Genomic DNA, 18,126 nt, shown 5'->3' on the forward strand with positions numbered 1-18,126 from the left:
CCTGACCGGAGGTATGCCGTGCTCGCTGAGACTCTCGCCGCGATCCGCCCCGCCGACCCGGCGGCGATCGCCGAGGCCCGCGCCTACCAGGACCGCCTCACCAAGCCCCGGGGCTCCCTCGGCGCGCTGGAGGACATCGCGGTCCGCCTCGCGGGCGCGGCGGGCGCCTGCCCGCCGCCCATGCCCGCCCCCGCCGCGCTGGCCATCTTCGCGGCCGACCACGGCGTGCACGCCCGCGGCGTCACCCCGTGGCCGCAGGAGGTCACCGTCCAGATGGTGGCGAACTTCCTGGCCGGGGGCGCCGTCGCCAACGCCTTCGCCGCCCAGGCCGGCGTGTCCGTGACCGTGGTCGACGTCGGTGTCGCCGCCGACCTGCCCGACGCGCCCAACCTGGTCAAGCACAAGATCGGGTACGGCACCGCGGACCTGTCGCAGGGCCCCGCCATGACCGTCGACCAGGCCGTCAGGGCTTTGGAGGCCGGGATCACGGTGGCCCGCGACCTGGTGGCCTCCGGGGCCCGCTGCCTGATCACCGGCGACATGGGCATCGCCAACACCACCGCCTCCGCCGCCCTGATCTCCGCCTTCACCGGCAGAGACGCGGCCGAGGTCACCGGCAGGGGGACGGGGATCGACGACGAGACGTACGCCCGCAAGGTGAGCATCGTCCGCCAGGCCCTCCGCGCGAACGACCTGCCGCCGGGCCCGCTCACGCCCACCTCAAGCCTCGCGACCACCCCGCCGCCCTCCACCACCGTCCACATCCACGGGCCTTCGCCGACACTGCCCACCTCGGAGACCGCGGCCACTTCGGCGAGTTCGGGGACGGCGGCGAGCTCAGAGGCGGCGGCTTCAGGGGCGGCGGCTTCAGGGGCGGCGGCTTCAGGGGCGGCGGCGGATGCGGGCATGTCGGCGAGTGAGGCGCTGCGCGCGCTGGCCGCCGTCGGCGGGTTCGAGCACGCCGCGCTCGCGGGCTTCATCCTGGGCGGCGCGGCGGCCCGCGTGCCGGTGATCCTCGACGGCGTCATCGCCGGCGCCGCCGCCCTGGTGGCCGCCGCGCTCGACCCCGCCGCGCCCGATCACTGCGTCGCCGGGCACCGCTCCGCCGAGCCGGGTCACACCGCCGCGCTCGCCCACCTCGGGCTGCGCCCCCTGGTCGACCTGGAGCTGCGGCTCGGCGAGGGCAGCGGGGGCCTGCTCGCCCACCCGATGGTCTGCGCGGCCGTGCGGGTGATGCACGACGTGGCCACGTTCGACGCCGCGGGAGTGACCGAGAAGCCCATGTGATAAAGGATCATCATGTCCCGTTTCGGCGCGATGTACGGCCCGGACTTCACGTTCCTGGGCGTGGACCGCTGCGACGTCGGCGACCCGGCCAGCTACGAGGGCGCCGACGTGGTGATCATCGGCGCCCCCTTCGACGGCGGCACCTCGAACCGCCCAGGGGCCAGGTTCGGCCCGCAGGCGCTGCGCAAGGCGTGCTACCTGCCCTTCGACGGCTCCCGGCCCAGCCTGGCACTGCGCGTGGACGCGCTGAAGGACCTGCGCGTGCTCGACGCCGGTGACGTCGAGTGCTATTCGGGCGACGTCGAGGGCTCGCTGGCCGCGATCGAGGAGGCCGTGCACCGCATCGCGGCCTCGGGCGCGATCCCGCTGGTGCTCGGGGGCGACCACACGATCGCGCTGCCCGACGCGCGGGGCACGGCCAGGGCACACACGCCCGGCCGCACCTCGATGATCCACTTCGACGCCCATGCCGACACGGGCGACTTCACCTACGGCCACCACCTGTACGGCCACGGCCAGCCCATGCGGCGGCTCATCGAGTCGGGCGCCATCCGCGGCGACAGGTTCCTGCAGATCGGGCTGCGCGGCTACTGGCCCGAGCCCGCCACCCTGTCCTGGATGGCCTCGCAGCGCATGCGTTCGTACGAGATGACCGAGATCGTGGCGCGCGGGCTCGACGAGGTCCTGACCGAGGCGTTCCGCATCGCGCTCGACGAGTGCGACCAGATCTTCCTGTCCGTGGACATCGACGTCTGCGACCCCGGCCACGCGCCGGGCACCGGGACGCCCGAACCCGGCGGGCTCACGGCCAGGCAGCTCCTCGACGCCGTGCGCAGGATCTGCTACGAGCTTCCCGTGGCGGGCATGGAGCTGGTCGAGGTGGCGCCGCCGTACGATCATGCGGACATCACCGCGTATCTCGGGAACCGGGTTATTCTTGAGGCGCTGTCAGCGATGGCCAGACGCCGCAAGGACGACGAGGGCGGGCCTCGCTGGGATCCTCGCCAGCCCCTTCTCGATGGTCGTTAACACGGGCGCATCAAATGACGGATTGAGAGCCGGTAGGTTTACCTCCTAAACACAACCTTCGCGAATGGGAGATTCCCCTCATGGGCCCCTACCTCCTCGGCCTGCGGCTTTCCGGCCGCCGGGTGCTCGTCGTGGGCGGCGGCCGCGTCGCGCAGCGGCGCGTCCCCGCGCTGCTAGAGGCCGGTGCGGAGGTCACCGTCGTGTCGCCGAGCGTGACCCCGGCACTCGACGACCTGATCGCCGCAGGCAGGGTCACCTGGCACGCCCGGCCCTACGAGGTCGGCGACTGCGACGGCGCCTGGCTCGTCCAGGCCTGCACCTCCGACAGGTCCGTCAACACCGCGATCGCCGCGGAGGCGGAGGCCAAGCGCGTGTGGTGCGTGCGGGCCGACGACAAGGACGCCTCCGCCGCGTGGACGCCGGCGACGGGGCGGGTCGACGAGATCAGCGTGGCCGTCACGGCGGGCGGCGACCCGCGCAGGGCCGCCGGCATCAGAGACGCGGTCGTCGAGGCACTGCGTGACGGCACCGTCGACGCGCGGCGTAACCGTACGAAACCGGTCGGCGTGGCTCTGGTCGGCGGCGGCCCAGGCGACCCCGGCCTGATCAGCGTCCGCGGGCGGCAGCTGCTGGCGCAGGCCGACGTCGTGGTCGCCGACCGGCTCGCGCCCCGCGCCCTGCTCGACGAGCTCGCGCCCGACGTCGAGCTGGTCGACGCCGCCAAGGTGCCCTACGGCCGGTCGCTGTCCCAGGAGACGATCAACGAGCTGCTCGTCGATCGGGCCAGGCAGGGCAAGTTCGTGGTGCGGCTCAAGGGCGGCGACCCGTTCGTGTTCGGGCGGGGCGGCGAGGAGATGATCGCCTGCGCGGAGGCCGGCATCCCCGTGCTGGTCGTGCCGGGCATCACCAGCGCCGTCGCGGTGCCCGCGGCGGCCGGGGTGCCGGTGACGCATCGCGGGGTCAGCCAGGAGTTCCACGTGATCTCCGTGCACGTGGCGCCCGACGATCCCAAGTCGACCGTCGACTGGCCCGCCCTGGCTCGCTCCCAGGGCACGCTGGTGCTGCTGATGGCCGTCGAACGGCTGGCCAAGGTGGCCGAGGCGCTCGTTCGCGACGGACGTCCCCCGGAGACTCCCGTAATGGTGGTACAGGACGGTACCCTTCCGACCCAGCGGGCGGTTATCGCTTCGCTTTCCACCGTGGCCGACCGCGTGTCCGCGGCTGGGATACGGCCGCCGGCGATCGTCATCGTCGGCGACGTCGTCAGGGTCGGCCAGGAGGTCGAGATGGTTCGAGCGGAGCGCTTGCCGTGAACACGGCCATGGATGACGGGCGGCAGGAGTCACCGGGGGAGCAGACGTTGAGCTTCCGGCCGGTGCGTGACGACGACACATTCGACGCCTTCGCGGCGGGCCCCGCCAAGGGCGCGCGCCGTGACGACAAGCGAGAGCAGACCGGCGATGAAGAGCCGGCGGCGGGGGAAACGGGCGCGACCACCGAGTCGGAGGCCGCCGCGGACCCCCCTCAGCCCGTGAACTTCTTCGCACCCCGCAAGCCGGTCACCGGCGGGGGCCGCCCCAAGCCGGGGGATCCGCCTGCCTCCACGCCCGCCGCCTCGGGTTGGGACCCGGCCGCCCCGGGGAAGCCTGACCCGGCGCCGGACAAGCCCGCCGATTCGGCCTCTCCCGGCGGCCCCTCCCTTTTTGTGAGGCCCGCCACGCGCGGCGGATTCGCCACGACCGACGAGGCCGTCCCCGACCAGGACGAGCCGGCCGCCCACGAGGAGACGGCGATCGCACCGGCCTCCGACCAGGCGGGCAACGCGCAGCAGACCGGCGAGGAGCCGACCGCCGAGCAGACGTCTGGCGACGAGCCGTCCGAGAACGAGACATCTGGCGACGAGCCGTCCGACGAGCAGCCGTCACCCGCGGCTGAGCTGTCCGGCTCCGGCGACGAGCTCGAGCCGGAAGACGCCCAGTCGCAAGCCGACGAGCTCGATCAGCCGGGCGACGAGGAATCCCCGGATGAGGCGCAGGACGAGCCCTCCGGCGAGGCCGAGGACGAGCCTTCGGACAGCGCGGAGGACGAGATCTCGGCCGAGGTGCCGGACGAGCCCTCGGCTGAGACCGCCGACGAGACGCCCGCCGAGAACGAGACGTCCGCTGCCGACGAGACTTCCGGCGAAGGGCTGGACGAGACCCCCGATACGGACGAGGCCTCTGACGAAGGGCCGGACGCGATCTCGGACGAAGGGCTGGACGAGGCGTCCGACGTGACCCCTGAGGCCGCGACCTCGTCCGAAGCCCCGGACGAAGTCCCGGACGAAGTCGAAGCCACAGCCGAGGCCCTTTCCCCAGAGGCCGTGAAGACCTCCGAGGAGCACGAGGAGACCTCCAAGGGGACGGACGGCACCCGTACCGAGGAGTTGCCTGCCGAGGCGGCCGAGGCGCTCATGGCGGCGCTCGACGCACTCCGGGAGAGCGTCGCCGACCTGCGCTTCGGCCTCGACCTCCCCGGCGCCGAGGAGGCCAGGCAGGCGCAGGCCGACCTGCTGGCCCAGCTGGAGGACTACGTGCTGCCCCGGGTCAGGACCAGCACCGCCCCGGCCCTCATCGTGGTCGCTGGCTCGACCGGCGCAGGCAAGTCCACCCTGGTCAACTCCCTGGCCGAGCGCAACGTCTCGCGCACCGGCGTACGCCGCCCGACCACCGGCACCCCCGTCCTCGTCTGCCACCCCGAAGACCGCGCCTGGTTCACGGAGGGCGAGCTGCTCGGCAACCTGCAGCGGCTCGACAAGCCGCCGACCGACGCAGCGACGGGCGGCATCGTGGTCGTCGCGACCGAGAAGCTCCCGCAGGGCGTCGCGCTGCTCGACACCCCCGACATCGACTCGGTCGTCGAGGAGCACCACGAGGTCGCCCACCGCATGCTCGACGCCGCCGACCTGTGGATATTCGTCACCACGGCGGCCCGCTACGCCGACGCCCCCGCGTGGAACCTGCTCAAGCTGGCCAAGGAACGCGGCGCCCGGCTCGCCATCGTCCTGTCGAGAGTGCCGTCGAGGTCGACCGACGTCGTGCTGAAGCACTTCGTCCGCATGCTCACCGAATACGGCCTGGGCGAGATCGACCGATTCGTCATCCACGAGTCGAAGGTCGAAGACGGCAGGCTCCCCGACAGCGAGGTGACCGAGCTGCGCCTCTGGCTGGCCGAGCTGTCGGTGGACGAGGAGCGGCGCGCGCAGGCCGTCCGCGAGACACTCAACGGCGTGCTTAACAGCTTCCGCACCCGCGTGCCTGCGCTGGCCAAGCACCTGGAGGCGCAGGTCGCGTTCAGGACGGAGCTGCGCAGGGACGTCGAGTCAGCCTTCCTCGGCGCGCTCGGCGCGATCGACAAGGCGTCGAAGAACGGCTCGCTCCTCCACGGCGAGGTGCTGGCCCGCTGGCAGGACTTCGCCGGCTCCGGAGACCTTATGCGCTCGCTGCGGCTGCGCAGGCGCGGCCGGGCGGCCAGGCAGGCGCCCGAGCGGATCCTCGCGTTCAAGGCGGCGATCCGCACCGGCCTGGAGTCGGTGATCGTCGCTGCCGCCAACCGCGCCGCCGAGGAGGTGGTGGCGCGCTGGCGGCACCGCGCCGAGCTGGGCGCCAAGCTCGCCGAGGGCCTCGACCGGCCCTCGGACAATCTCGTACGGCATACCAGCCGGGCCATCGCGTCCTGGCAGGAGCACCTGGGCGAGCTCGTACGCACCGAGGGTGTGGCGAAGCGGTCGGTGTCGAAGCTGGTCTCGTTCGACCCCGAGGCGCTCTCGCTGATCTTCATGGTCGCGATGTTCAACGGGAGCAACGGCGAAGGCGTGCCGCACCGGCTGGTCAACGCCCTGCTCGGCGCGGAGTCGCTGCGCGGCATCGGCGCCAAGGCGCTCAGTGACCTGAGGGCGAGGATCGGCATGCTGTTCGACGAGGAGGCCATGCGTTACGCGCAAGCGCTCGACTCCGCGGGCATTCCCGACGAGTCCGTCGCGACCCGCCTCTACCAGGCAACGTACAACCTCGAGGTCGCTCGATGACCACCATGACCACCAGGCCAGGGCTCGCTCCGCGGTTGACCGCGCTCACCAAGGTGGTGGAGCTGGGGCCCGGACGGCTCGATCCCAAGCTGCTCAACGACGCCGGCGCGCTGCTGCAGCGGGCCGGTGAGCGACTCAAACTGTCGTCCGAGCACACCGTCGTCGCCCTCGCGGGCGGCACGGGCAGCGGCAAGTCGTCGCTGTTCAACGCGATCTCCGGGCTCGAGCTGTCGCCCACCGGCGTACGCAGGCCGACCACCGCCCGCACCCACGCCTGCGTGTGGGGGCTCGAGGGCGCGGCGCCGCTGCTCGACTGGCTGCAGATCCAGTGGCGCCACCGCTTCTCCCGGGCCAGCGCACTCGACAAGGGAGACAGCCAGCTCCACGGGCTCATCCTGCTCGACCTGCCCGACCACGACTCGATCAGGGCGCTCACCGACACCGAGGCCGACCGGCTCATCGGGCTGGCCGACCTGGTGGTGTGGGTGCTCGACCCGCAGAAGTACGCCGACGCCTCGACGCACCGGCGCTACGTGACGGAGCTGGCGGGGCACGACGCGGTGACCGTGTTCGCGCTCAACCAGGCCGACCGGCTCACCACCGAGGAGCTGGCCGAGCTGGTCATCGACCTCAACGACCTGCTGCGGCGCGAGGGCGTCGAACATCCGAGCGTGGTGCCCACCTCGGCGGTCACCGGGCGCGGCATCGAGAGCCTCAAGAGCGTCATCGCGACCGCCGTCGCGCGCCGCCGCGCCGCCATCCAGAAGCTGGAGGCCGACCTGCACCGGCTGGAGCAGCGCCTCATCGAGGCGATGCCGCTGGGCGAGGCCCTGTCCGCGCCGTCGTCGGTCGACGAGGCCCGCAGGATGGGGCTGACGGACGCGCTGTGCGACGCGGTGGGCGTACCGGCCGTGGGCGAGGCCATGGAGAACGTCTACGCCGAGCGGTCCACCCGGTGGGTCGGGTGGCCGTACCCGCGGTGGATCGACAAGTTCCGCTCCGACCCCCTGAAGATGCTGCGCCTGGACGATGTGGCCGACGAGATCCGCGGCATCACGACGGGCTCGGTGAGCGCGCAGTCGGCCGAGGTCGCCAACGCCGTGCATGCGCTCGCCGACGGGCTCTCCATGAACATGAGCCCCGTGTGGCGTACGGCCGTCCACCAGGCCGCCAGGTCCCGCGCGGGCCAGCTGCCCCAGGCGCTCACCGAGGACCTCGCGGAGGTGGCGCCGCAGCTCGACCGGGTGCCCGGATGGTGGCGCCTGCTCAAGGTGTGGCAATACCTCCTGGTGGCGGCGTTCCTCGCCGGAGCGCTCTGGCTGGTGGCAGGCCTGCTCATGCCGGGGCAGCTGCCGCCGTCGCTGCAACTGCTCGGTGACAGCGGGGCGCTGCCGTGGGTGGGGCTCATGATGGCCTCGGTGCTGGGGTTGGGAGCGCTGTCGGGCATCGCGTCCCGCAACTTCGTGGAGCTGGGCGCGTCGCGGGAGCGTGAGCGGCTGGAGCGCGAGATGCGGCGGCGGGTCGCGGCCGTGTCCGCGACGATGGTCGTCGAGCCCGTGGAACGCGAACTGGCCCGCCACCACGCCTTCTACACAGCCCTCCGCGACCTGTCCGCCTGACCCGGAAAGCGCCCACCCACTCGCCTGATGGCGCGCCGAGTCCTGGCGTGGCGGCGCATCCGTCGCTTGGTGGCGCGCCGAGCCTGGCGTGGCGGCGCATCCGTCGCTTGGTGGCGCGTCCGCCTCGCCTGCTGGCGGGTCTCGCGCTCGGGGTGTGCCCACCTCGGCCTGTTGGTGTGTGCAACTCCGGCGGCGCGCCGCGCGCGGCATTCTCGAGGCGGCATTCTTGAGGCCGCTCTCTAGGGGTGGCTCGGTTGGGCGGCTCTATCCACAAGCCTCACCTGCCCGACCCCTCCATCCACAGAATCCCGTTCGGCGTCCCGCACCCGCGCCCGCCTCCGGCACCGTATTGCCAGGTCGCGGGCAGCCGGCCCGCCCGCCACATCGGGAGGCACGGGATGAACGACATCTACATCACGCTCACCGGCAACGTCGCAGCAGAGCCCAGGCAATACACCTTCGAGGACGGCCTCAGGGTGACCTCGCTGAAGGTGCTCACCTCGCACCGCTACTTCGACAAGAAAACAGGCCAGTGGACCGACGGCGAGCGGGTCTGCTTCACGGTCCGCTGCTGGCGCGCCCTGGGAGAAAACGTGGCCACGTCCGTACGGGCCGGCCAGCCGGTGGTGGTGTCGGGCAAGCTGCGCATCCGCGAGTTCGGCCCGGAGGGCGACCGCCGTTTCATGCCCGAGATTGAGGCCAGCGCGGTGGGCCATGACCTGCGCTGGGGCACCGGCGTCTTCACCAAGCCCGAGCGCGGTGGTGGCGCCACCTCGATGAGCAGGGAAATGCGCGAGCGCCTAGACGAGGAAACCCAGGACTGGGCCATGGCGTCACGAGCCGCCCGCCCTCTGGCCCGCCTGGACTCCGCTGAAGGCCACACGGTCCGCGTCCTGGGCTCCGACACCGTACGCACCCTGGGCGCAGAGGACGAGGCGAGCGACGACACAGAGAACATCGGGGACGAACCCGGCGACACCACAGAGCAGCCCCATATGGAGGAGCGCGTAGCAGCGTAGGCACCGGGCCAGCAAGGGGCACCGGGCCAGCAAGGGGCACCGGGCCAGCAAGGGGCACCGGGCCAGCAAGGGGGAACCAGCTCAGCAGGGGGAACCGGGCCGCCCACACGCCGTGCTGCACCAGCACCACGACGCCGACCCCGCTCCCCACCACGCCCGTGCGCATGCCCCTTGCACTGGGCGTGTCGTCGGACCGTGACGGTGATGGTGAGGGTGAGGGCGAATGGTGGGATCGGTCGGAATCGGTTGGGCGCAGCAGAGCCGGGCGCGGCGGCGGCACCGCACACCCGCCGCCGCGCCCGCCTCAAGCGGCGGTCGCTTCAGCGGCCGGTTCCGCTGCGCGAGACCTGACCAGGAAACCGGCCACGGCCGCGGTGAAGAACATCACGACGCCGTACGTCGCCGCCGGGACGGCCATCTGGGCGTTGTTCAGCAGCGCCGGACTGAGGGCGACGGCGATCGACAGTGTGGCGTTGTGGATGCCGATCTCCATGCAGGAGGCGATGGCCTGGCGGCGACCCACTCCCGCCAGGCGGGGAGCCCAATAGCCGACGGTCAGACTGATCGCGCTGAACACAGCCGTGATCAGCCCCACGGAGCTGATGTAGCCGCCCAGGTTGTCCAGCTCCTGCAGCAGCGCACCGAGGATGACCAGAAGGAGGATCACAGCCGAGGCGATCTTCACGGGCTTGCTCATGCGCTCGGCGAAGCGCGGGGCGTACGCGCGCACCGCCATGCCGATCGCCACGGGCACGAGCACGATCGCGATCACCTGCACCGTCTTGTCGAACTGGAGGCCAAGGGTGCCGGCGTTGCCGAAATAGCTCAGCGACAGGTTGGTGACGAGCGGCAGTGTGAAGACGGCCAGCACTGAGTTGATCGCGGTGAGCGTCACGTTCAGCGCGACGTCGCCGCCGAACAGATGGCTGTAGAGGTTCGCGGTGGTGCCTCCCGGCGAGGCGGCCAGCAACATCATGCCGACGGCGAGCGCAGGAGGGAGGCCGAAGGCCAGCACGAGACCGAGGCAGACGGCGGGTAGGAGGAGAACCTGGCAGGTCAACGCCACGATGGTGGCTTTGGGGTAGGCGACCACGCGCCGGAAGTCGGCGATCGTCAGGCTCAGGCCGAGCCCGAGCATGATGATCGCCAGAGCGATGGGCAGGAAGACGCTGGCAAGGGCCATGGGGGGTGCGTGTCCTCTCCGTGCCGGAAGGGCCGATGGCCTCGAATCTCAGAAGGCGGCAGCGCGCCCTCCTTGATCGGAGCCGATTGCAGACCTTCACGATCTGGGATCGCCGCCCATATGGGAAGAGGCGAGAGCCGGGTTCGGCGTGGTGATGGTGCGCGCGAATGCCACGCGCGGCGCGATCAATCCTCCAGGGACACGGCGGAGGACGGAATGAGCGTCGAGGAGAAGATTCGGGCTTCGAGAAAACGGTGGGCCTGGAGAGAAAGGAATGAACGGTGAGAGAAGCGCCGAGCTGAGCGGCGAGGGAAGACGCGGCCCGCAGAGGAGTGGGAGAGGACCGGAAATCATTCTCGTTTTTGCGCAGGAGGATCAGTCGCAGTGGAGGGGGGAGGGGGCATCGGCCGAAACCCGTTCATCCCCCGAGGGCGGCCGATGGTGTGTTTGCCCGCATCAGATCACGAGAGCATCTGTCAGGTCCAGATCACGCCCCGCACCATGGCTGCTCCTTTCCAGCACGGCCCGCTCGCGGAGTGAGCAGGTGTGGACTCTGCCAACGTATCGGTTCCCATCGCGCAACGCACACTCCGCAATTATTGTGTTACACATCGTTAGTCAGGGAGGAGACGAGATGGCGGCGACCAGTCACGCCTCGATAAAGCCTCGCGACGGTGTGTCAACACTGGTCGATCGCTGGCCGTTGCTGGGGCAACGCCGCGCCCTCGTGATCTACTTGTGCGCGATAGTCGCGCTCGACCTGGCCGCGATCGTGTTCTTCTCGTCGACCACCGAGTTCCGATGGCGGGACGCGCTCACGTTCGCGGCCCTCATGGCGTGTGGCGCGGTCTGCATCGAAGCCACCCGACGCCTGGGGATGCCCGCCGGAGTCTCGCGCGATCTGCTGTCGGCCTGGTGGCTGCCGGTGGCCCTGCTCCTGCCCCCGGTCTACGCGCTGTTCGCACCCATCATCCTGCAGGTCTTGCTGCAGGTGCGGGTCCGCGCGACCGTGCTCTACCGCCGGGTGTTCAGCTCGGCCGCCATCGGGCTGGCAGGGTGCACGGCGTCCGTGATGTTCCACTGGCTCGTCGAGGACCCGTGGGTGCTGTCGCGGGGCAGCGGGCCACCGATCATCTACGCGGTGGTGGCCGCAGTGCTGTTCTCCCTGCTCAACCTCGCGCTCATCGCCATCGCCGCCCACACTGCCGACCCCGACATGACGTGGCGCGAGGTGCTCTGGAACAAGGAGAACGTGCTGCTCGACGTCGTCGAGCTCTGCCTGGGCGTCACGGTCTCGATCGGCTGCGGCCTCAACCTGGCCCTGCTGCTGCTCGCCCTGCCGCCAGTGGTGTTGCTGCAACGCAGCCTCCTGCACGCCCAACTCCAGGCCGCCGCCCGTACGGACGCGAAGACGGGTCTGCTGAACGCGGCCGCCTGGCAGCGTGAGGCCGACACGGAGATCGTGCGTGCCCGCCGCACCGGCGACGCCCTCGCCGTGCTGATCATCGACATCGACCACTTCAAACGCGTCAACGATGCCCACGGCCATCTGGTCGGTGATCAGGTTCTCGCCGGTGTGGCGGCCACGTTGCGCAGCCAGCTGCGCGACTACGACGTGGTGGGCCGCTTCGGCGGTGAGGAGTTCGTCGTCCTCCTGCCCGGCGCGGACGTCCGCGAGGCCCGGCAGGTCGCCGAACGCCTGCGCACCCGCATCGGTCACATGGCGATCCCGGCCGACGACACCATGATCAGGGTGACCATTTCGGCGGGTGTCGCCTTGATGAGCGTCCACGGCGATGACCTGATCGATTTGCTCGCCGCCGCCGACCTGGCCCTTTATCGGGCGAAGGAGCTGGGCCGCGACCGCGTCTGCATCCCCGCCGTCCAGCCCCCGCCCCGCTCCCTTCCGGAAGACCCCTCCTGACCCCTCCGAAACCGCCTCCCGCCCTTTGCGGGCATGTATCTCCCGCCGACTGCCTCTCCTCCGGAGAACACCACCTGGCAGTGACAGCGACGTCGTACAGGCATGTGTTGTCAGGGTCAGGGATGGATGCCATGTCAGGAGGTGCCGTGATGGGCAGGAACACGACGACACGGGCAGGAGCACGACGAACACGCAGGGAAGGCCGCGGGCACACTCGCACGGGCAGGGAAGGCGTGCGGGCGTCATCGCACGGGCAGGGAAGGCGTGCGGGCGTCATCGCACGGGCAGGGAAGGCGGCGGGCACAATCGCACGGGCAGGTAACGCCACGCCACAACGCCACCTCATTGACGGGAACGCCACTGGACCGAACGCCGCGCAACGCCACCGGGCACTAGCGCCACGCCCTCTTTGCGCCCGGCTGTGCAGCTCCTGCGAGCCCGGGGGGCGGGTGTGGTTCATGTCCGTTGCAGCGTGTCTGGGCTGTGGTCGGTCGCGCCCTTATGGGGGCACCTGTTGCGTCAGGCGCGTATGTGAGCCGACTGCAGCGCGGCGCTCGTACCCCCTCGTCCATCCTGCTGGGGAGGAGCGGCGGAAGCCTGGGTCAGGAGCCCCTAAGCTAGAGGGCATGCCGGAGTACATCTACACGCTGCAGCGCGTGCGCAAGGCGCACGGCGACAAGGTTGTCCTTGACGACGTCACGCTGTCGTTCCTGCCCGGAGCCAAGATCGGTGTCCTGGGGCCGAACGGCACCGGGAAGTCGACGCTGCTCCGGATGATGGCCGGCCTGGAGCAGCCGTCAAACGGCGAGGCCCGGCTCATGCCCGGCTTCACGGTGGGCATGCTCCAGCAGGAGCCACCGCTCAACGAGGAGAAGACCGTCCTCGGCAACGTTCAGGAGGGCGTAGCCGAGACGCTGGCGATGCTCAAGCGCTACAACGACATCGCCGAGCAGATGGCCACCGACTACAGCGACGAGCTGCTGGAGGAGATGGGCAAGCTGCAGGACCAGCTTGAGCACCGCAACGCCTGGGAGCTCGACAGCCAGCTCGAGCAGGCGATGGACGCGCTGCGTTGCCCGCCGCCCGACGCCGAGGTGACCAAGCTGTCCGGTGGTGAGCGGCGCCGGGTCGCGCTGTGCAAGCTGCTGCTGGAGGCGCCCGACCTGCTGCTGCTCGACGAGCCCACCAACCACCTCGACGCCGAGAGCGTGCAGTGGCTGGAGCAGCACCTGGAGAAGTACGCCGGCACCGTCCTGGCCGTCACCCACGACCGCTACTTCCTCGACAACGTCGCGGGCTGGATCCTGGAGCTCGACCGCGGCCGCGCCTACGCCTACGAGGGCAACTACTCCACCTACCTGGAGCTCAAGGCCCAGCGGCTCAGGGTCGAGGGGCAGAAAGACGCCAAGCGCAAGAAGCGCCTGGAGGACGAGCTCGAGTGGGTCCGGTCCAACCCGAAGGCCCGCCAGACCAAGAGTAAGGCCCGTCTCCAGCGGTACGAGGAGATGGCGGCCGAGGCGGACAAATACCGCAAGCTTGACTTCGAGGAGATCCAGATCCCTCCGGGCCCGCGTCTCGGCACCACGGTGATCAAGGCCGATGACCTCACCAAGGGCTTCGGCGACCGGCTGCTGATGGAAGGTCTGACGTTCGACCTGCCCCGCAACGGCATCGTCGGCATCATCGGCCCCAACGGCGTCGGCAAGACCACGTTGTTCCGCATGATCACCGGCAGTGAGACGCCCGACGAGGGGTCGATCACGGTCGGCGAGACGGTCAAGATCTCGTACGCGGACCAGAGCCGCGGCGGTATCGACCCGAACAAGAACGTCTGGGAGGTCGTCTCCGACGGGCTCGACCACATCAAGGTCGGCAACGTGGAGATGCCGTCGCGGGCGTACATCGCGGCCTTCGGGTTCAAGGGCCCCGACCAGCAGAAGAAGGCGGGGGTGCTGTCGGGCGGCGAGCGCAACCGGCTCAATCTGGCGCTCACCCTCAAGCAGGGCGGCAACGTCCTGCTGCTCGACGAGCCCACCAACGACCTCGACACGGAGACGCTGTCGTCGCTGGAGAACGCCCTGCTCGACTTCCCGGGCTGCGCCGTCATTACCTCGCACGACCGGTGGTTCCTCGACCGCATCGCCACCCACATCCTGGCGTGGGAAGAGGGCTCCAACTGGTTCTGGTTCGAGGGCAACTTCGCCGACTACGAGAAGAACAAGATCGAGCGGCTGGGTGCCGACGCGGCGCGCCCGCATCGGGTCACGTACCGGAAGCTGCACCGCGACTGATCGTCGACACGCTCGGGAGGCCCTCTTCGCCAGATGAAGGGGGCCTCCGCGTCGTTTCCGTTCCTCTTCGCGGGCTCGCGTCGTGCGCGCGCCCGATGAGGATCTTCACGCGGCGGGCCAGGTTCCTAGAATGAAATTCTAGGATTGCTCTGGAGTGAGGAGCCGGGCGTCGGACCTGGAACTGGACGGCCTCGATGTGACCTTCGACCACACGGCCGTGGCCGCACCCCGGATCAGGAGCCTGCTGCCGATCTATCGCGACCTGCTCGGCGGCCGGCATCTGGGCGGTGGCGGCGACAACCGGGCCGATCTGGCGGCGACAACCGGGCCGATCTGGCGGCGGCGGTCGCCCGGCTGACCGCCTGCGGCTATCGCCTGCACGGGCTCAACCAGTCCGATCTCCGCTGGCAGGAGGTCTTCCTCCACCCAAGTAGGCGCACGGCGTGCTGATCCAGCTCGCCCAGCCTGGCCCACGCGAGCCCGGCAAGTGGCGCGCGACCCTGGAGGACGTGCTGGCCGGCCGTGGCAGGAACGGGAACGGCGTACCCAGCCCTTGGAGCTGCCAGGCCCTCTGTGACTGACCATCCGGCGTCGAACGAACAGGGACCATCTCCTCCTGTGTGGGTAGAGGGGGTCGAGGGGGAGGTTGCGATGACGAAGTTCATGGATGTCCACAGCGGGTTCGCCGGCGCGACGGCCGAGCAACTGCGCGAGGCGCATGAGCGCGACCTGGCGATCGAGGGCTCCGAGGGCGTGCACTTCGAGCATGCCTGGTTCGACCCCGAGTCGGGCAAGGTGTTCTGCCTGTCATCGGGGCCGTCCAAAGAGGCGGTGCAACGGGTGCACGAGAGGGCCGGGCACCCGACGACGGAGATCTATGAGGTGCCCATCGAGCTCGAATAGCGAGCTCTGAGAGGTCACGTGAGCCGGCCGCTCGCGTGAAGGTGGTCGAAGACGATCTGATCGACCGGCGCCACGCGGTCGCGGTCGGCGTACGTGAGCCAGACCACCTCGTCGATCTCGCTGCTCGCGGTCGGGATGCCGTGATATTGGGCGGTGTAGCAGGTCATCTGCACGGCGACGTCGTTGGGATGCCCATCTGCCTGGGCTACGAAGGTCCCGAGATGGGCCGCGCTGGAGGCGACGATGGCGACGGCGAGCTCCTCGTCGATCTCCCTCACCAGCGTGTCGAGGTCGCTCTCGCCAGGCTCGCGTTTGCCGCCGGGGAGATAGTAGACGTTCTTGCCGCGAGACCGGGTGCTCAGGATCTTGCCGTCCTCCAGCAGGATCCAAGCGACTTTGTCAATGATCGAGGTCAATGTCGTCCCTTCTGCCGGTCATGATCTTTGTAGTATTTTTAAGGGACTTGTCGGCCCCGCATGCCCATGCTCCTCTTACCGGCATGCGTCGCGTTGAGGAACATGACGTGATTCGCGTCGCGGTGATCGACGACCACGAACTCATCCGCCATGGCCTGGAATACCTCCTCCGGCCCTTCGACGATCTCGACGTCGTGTTCCAGGGCTCCAGGATCGCCGATCTGCGGAGTGGCGACCTGGATCACGACGTGCTGATCCTCGATCTCTACCTGGCCACCGACCGGCCCTGCGTGGCCGAGATCCGGGAGCTTTCCGCGATCACCCGGGTCTTGGTGGTCTCCGCCTCGGGCCGGCCCGCCGACGTGCTGGCCGCCATCCGGTCCGGCGCCAATGGGTACGTCACCAAGGACGCCCCCGCCGAGCTCGTCGTGGACGCCCTGCGCACCGTCGCCGTCGGCGGTTTCTACCTGTCGGCAGGCTTGGCCGACATCCTGCAGAACGAGCTCGGCGCGCCGCCTTCGGACGCCGCCCAGCCCCGGCTGTCGGGCCGCGAAGAGGAGGTGCTGGCGTACATCGCGCAGGGCTTCACCCACGCGCAGATCGCGCGGCGCATGGAGATCACCAAGGCGACCGTGGACACCTACGTGGAGCGGATCAGAGCCAAGCTCCAGGTCGGCAACAAGGCCCAGCTCACCCGCGCGGCCCTGGACCGCCTCGAGCGTCGCCCCGAAGCATGAGCGACGACCCCGCGGCCACCGACCCCGAGTCGCCCGGTCCGGCGGCGCCCGGCTCTCCGGCCACGGGTCCTGAGGCCGCCGGGCCTGCGACGGCGGGTCCGGGAGCGGTTGGTTCTCCGGCCGCTGGTTCTGCGGTTGCCGGAATCGAGCGCATGCGCGCCGTCGCGACGATCGCTGTCCGGCTGGGCGCGCTGGGCTTGTGCGGCTCGCTCGAACTGCTCGGAGACTGGCGATGGACCACTGTCTGGCCGGTGAACGTCCTGCTGGCCGCACTCGTGCTCAACAGCCTGGTGATCTGCGCCCTGATCGCCGTACGCCGCGCGCTCCCCTCCCGCCACCTGCTCGCCGCCGACGTGGTGCTCGTCCTCGTCGTATGCCTGGCGGTCGCCTGGTATGCCGGTGACCGCATGACGAACGGCTGGCCGGGCATCGTGCTGCCCTACGTGCTGCTGTCGGCCGTCATGGTGGGCATCGGCTTCCGCTCGGACGGCGCGGTGGCGGGCTGGGCCGCCGTGCTGGGATGTGCGTTCATGGTGGGCGACGTGCTGGCGGGCCAGCGCTGGTTCGAGTCACTGCCGCACGTCTGCGGCGTGGCGGCCAACGCGGCGGTCGCCTGCTACGTGGCCACGGTGCTGACCCGCAACGCCGCCGAGCTCGACCGGGCCCGGGCAGAGGAGGTCCTGCGTACCGCGCAGCTGTCGGAGGAGCGTGAGCGCGCCAGGACCGCCCGCGTCCTCCACGATCGCATCCTGCAGACACTGGAGGCGCTGGTCAGGGACGGCTGGATCGCCGACGAGGGCGTGCGGGCGCGGGTGGCCGAGGAGTCGCGGTGGCTGCGTGCGTACCTGCGGGGCGACGAGGGCGCTCCGGACGGCGACGTGCTGACCGCCCTGGAGGCGGTGGTGCGACAGGCGGTCGGGAACGGCCTGCACGTGGAGTTCAACGCCAGCCGGCTGCGTACGTCGCCCGACCGCGAACGGGTCGCCGGCGAGGTCGTCGACGCGCTGGCCGGCGCGCTGCGCGAGGCGCTGACGAACGTGGCCAAGCACGCGGGCGTGCGGCGCGCCGTGGTCTGGGCGGAGAGCCGGGCCGGGGTGGTGACGTTGAGCGTGTTGGATCACGGAGCGGGGTTCGACATGGAACGGCGACCGCCCGGGCTGGGCATCTCACGCTCGATCGTCGAGCGGGTGGCCGCGGTGGGCGGTTCCGCGGACATCGAATCGGCCCCGGGAGAGGGCACTCACGTCACGGTACGGATCCCGCTCCCGCCACCGCAGCAGGAGTGAGGCCCGCTCGGAGGAGGGGACAGGGCGCGGGTGTCGAACCAGTCGGCTGTGTAGGCCCGCTACCGCTCCGGCCCAACTGCTGTGTTGGCCCGCTGCCGCTCTGGCCGCCACCGCGCCGTCCCGCCGCTGTGCTGGCCGACCGCCGTTGGGCTTCTGCCGCTGCGGATCCGGGCAATGCACCCGTAGGGCCGGTACGGACGGGCCGGAGCATGGCGACCGGGAGGTGTCGTGGGATCTGTGAGCGGCCCTTCGCCAAAGACCGTGCCACGGCGACGGATGGCTGCCACACGTGTGTCCTGGACAGACGGAGCCCCGCTGGGCGGTCTGGGGGGTGGGAGGGGTGGGCATGCTGGGGTGGTGGTTTGG

General features: G+C 70.4%; 14 protein-coding genes. 12 read left to right on the forward strand and 2 right to left on the reverse strand.

The features are described from left to right. Window positions 1-18: 18 nt before the first annotated feature. The 6 genes from ID574_RS29605 (at window position 19) to ID574_RS29630 (ending at window position 9,020) form a co-directional block, all read left to right on the forward strand. Window positions 19-1,287: a nicotinate-nucleotide--dimethylbenzimidazole phosphoribosyltransferase gene (locus ID574_RS29605; RefSeq protein ID WP_188192241.1), complete on the forward strand. Its 1,269-nt coding sequence runs from the start codon at window positions 19-21 to the stop codon at window positions 1,285-1,287. 12 nt (window positions 1,288-1,299) lie between these two features. Further along, complete coding sequence (gene speB, locus ID574_RS29610) at window positions 1,300-2,316, forward strand: agmatinase (protein ID WP_188192242.1); 1,017 nt, start codon at window positions 1,300-1,302, stop codon at window positions 2,314-2,316. A gap of 80 nt (window positions 2,317-2,396) precedes the next feature. Continuing rightward, window positions 2,397-3,629: a uroporphyrinogen-III C-methyltransferase gene (gene cobA / locus ID574_RS29615; RefSeq protein WP_188192243.1), complete on the forward strand. Its 1,233-nt coding sequence runs from the start codon at window positions 2,397-2,399 to the stop codon at window positions 3,627-3,629. Next, a complete protein-coding gene (locus ID574_RS61810) occupies window positions 3,626-6,382 on the forward strand; it encodes a dynamin family protein (RefSeq protein WP_262496064.1) in 2,757 nt (918 codons plus the stop codon). Before cobA ends, ID574_RS61810 begins: the two co-directional genes overlap by 4 nt. Then, a complete protein-coding gene (locus ID574_RS29625) occupies window positions 6,379-8,001 on the forward strand; it encodes a GTP-binding protein (RefSeq protein ID WP_188192244.1) in 1,623 nt (540 codons plus the stop codon). The genes ID574_RS61810 and ID574_RS29625 overlap by 4 nt, the downstream gene beginning before the upstream one ends. Before the next feature lie 398 nt (window positions 8,002-8,399). Next, window positions 8,400-9,020: a single-stranded DNA-binding protein gene (locus tag ID574_RS29630; RefSeq protein ID WP_188192245.1), complete on the forward strand. Its 621-nt coding sequence runs from the start codon at window positions 8,400-8,402 to the stop codon at window positions 9,018-9,020. A gap of 304 nt (window positions 9,021-9,324) precedes the next feature. On the opposite strand, the gene ID574_RS29635 is transcribed toward ID574_RS29630, so the two are convergent. Beyond that, the gene (locus ID574_RS29635) at window positions 9,325-10,203 is read right to left on the reverse strand and encodes a bile acid:sodium symporter family protein (protein WP_188192246.1); all 879 of its coding nucleotides are present in this window, start codon (window positions 10,201-10,203) and stop codon (window positions 9,325-9,327) included. A gap of 634 nt (window positions 10,204-10,837) precedes the next feature. On the opposite strand from ID574_RS29635, the gene ID574_RS29640 reads away from it, so the two are divergent. The 4 genes from ID574_RS29640 (at window position 10,838) to ID574_RS29655 (ending at window position 15,321) form a co-directional block, all read left to right on the forward strand. Continuing rightward, window positions 10,838-12,127: a GGDEF domain-containing protein gene (locus ID574_RS29640; RefSeq protein WP_188192247.1), complete on the forward strand. Its 1,290-nt coding sequence runs from the start codon at window positions 10,838-10,840 to the stop codon at window positions 12,125-12,127. 626 nt (window positions 12,128-12,753) lie between these two features. Continuing rightward, complete coding sequence (gene ettA, locus ID574_RS29645) at window positions 12,754-14,418, forward strand: energy-dependent translational throttle protein EttA (protein ID WP_188192248.1); 1,665 nt, start codon at window positions 12,754-12,756, stop codon at window positions 14,416-14,418. A gap of 154 nt (window positions 14,419-14,572) precedes the next feature. Further along, entirely contained in the window at window positions 14,573-14,776 is a 204-nt protein-coding gene (locus ID574_RS29650) for a hypothetical protein (RefSeq protein ID WP_188192249.1), read from the forward strand. A gap of 293 nt (window positions 14,777-15,069) precedes the next feature. Next, window positions 15,070-15,321 (forward strand): SCO4226 family nickel-binding protein, encoded by a 252-nt coding sequence (locus ID574_RS29655; protein WP_188192250.1) that lies wholly within the window; start codon window positions 15,070-15,072, stop codon window positions 15,319-15,321. A gap of 14 nt (window positions 15,322-15,335) precedes the next feature. Here the strand turns inward: ID574_RS29655 and ID574_RS29660 are convergent, their stop codons facing one another. Beyond that, window positions 15,336-15,737: an NUDIX hydrolase gene (locus ID574_RS29660; RefSeq protein ID WP_223167196.1), complete on the reverse strand. Its 402-nt coding sequence runs from the start codon at window positions 15,735-15,737 to the stop codon at window positions 15,336-15,338. Window positions 15,738-15,844: 107 nt separating this feature from the next. On the opposite strand from ID574_RS29660, the gene ID574_RS29665 reads away from it, so the two are divergent. Beyond that, window positions 15,845-16,474 (forward strand): LuxR C-terminal-related transcriptional regulator, encoded by a 630-nt coding sequence (locus ID574_RS29665; RefSeq protein ID WP_188192251.1) that lies wholly within the window; start codon window positions 15,845-15,847, stop codon window positions 16,472-16,474. Between the two features lie 152 nt (window positions 16,475-16,626). Then, on the forward strand, window positions 16,627-17,760 hold the full coding sequence (locus ID574_RS29670) for a sensor histidine kinase (RefSeq protein ID WP_188192252.1): 1,134 nt from the start codon (window positions 16,627-16,629) through the stop codon (window positions 17,758-17,760). Window positions 17,761-18,126: the final 366 nt, after the last annotated feature.

Source organism: Nonomuraea sp. SYSU D8015 (genome assembly GCF_008065375.1).
GTDB lineage: Bacteria > Actinomycetota > Actinomycetes > Streptosporangiales > Streptosporangiaceae > Nonomuraea.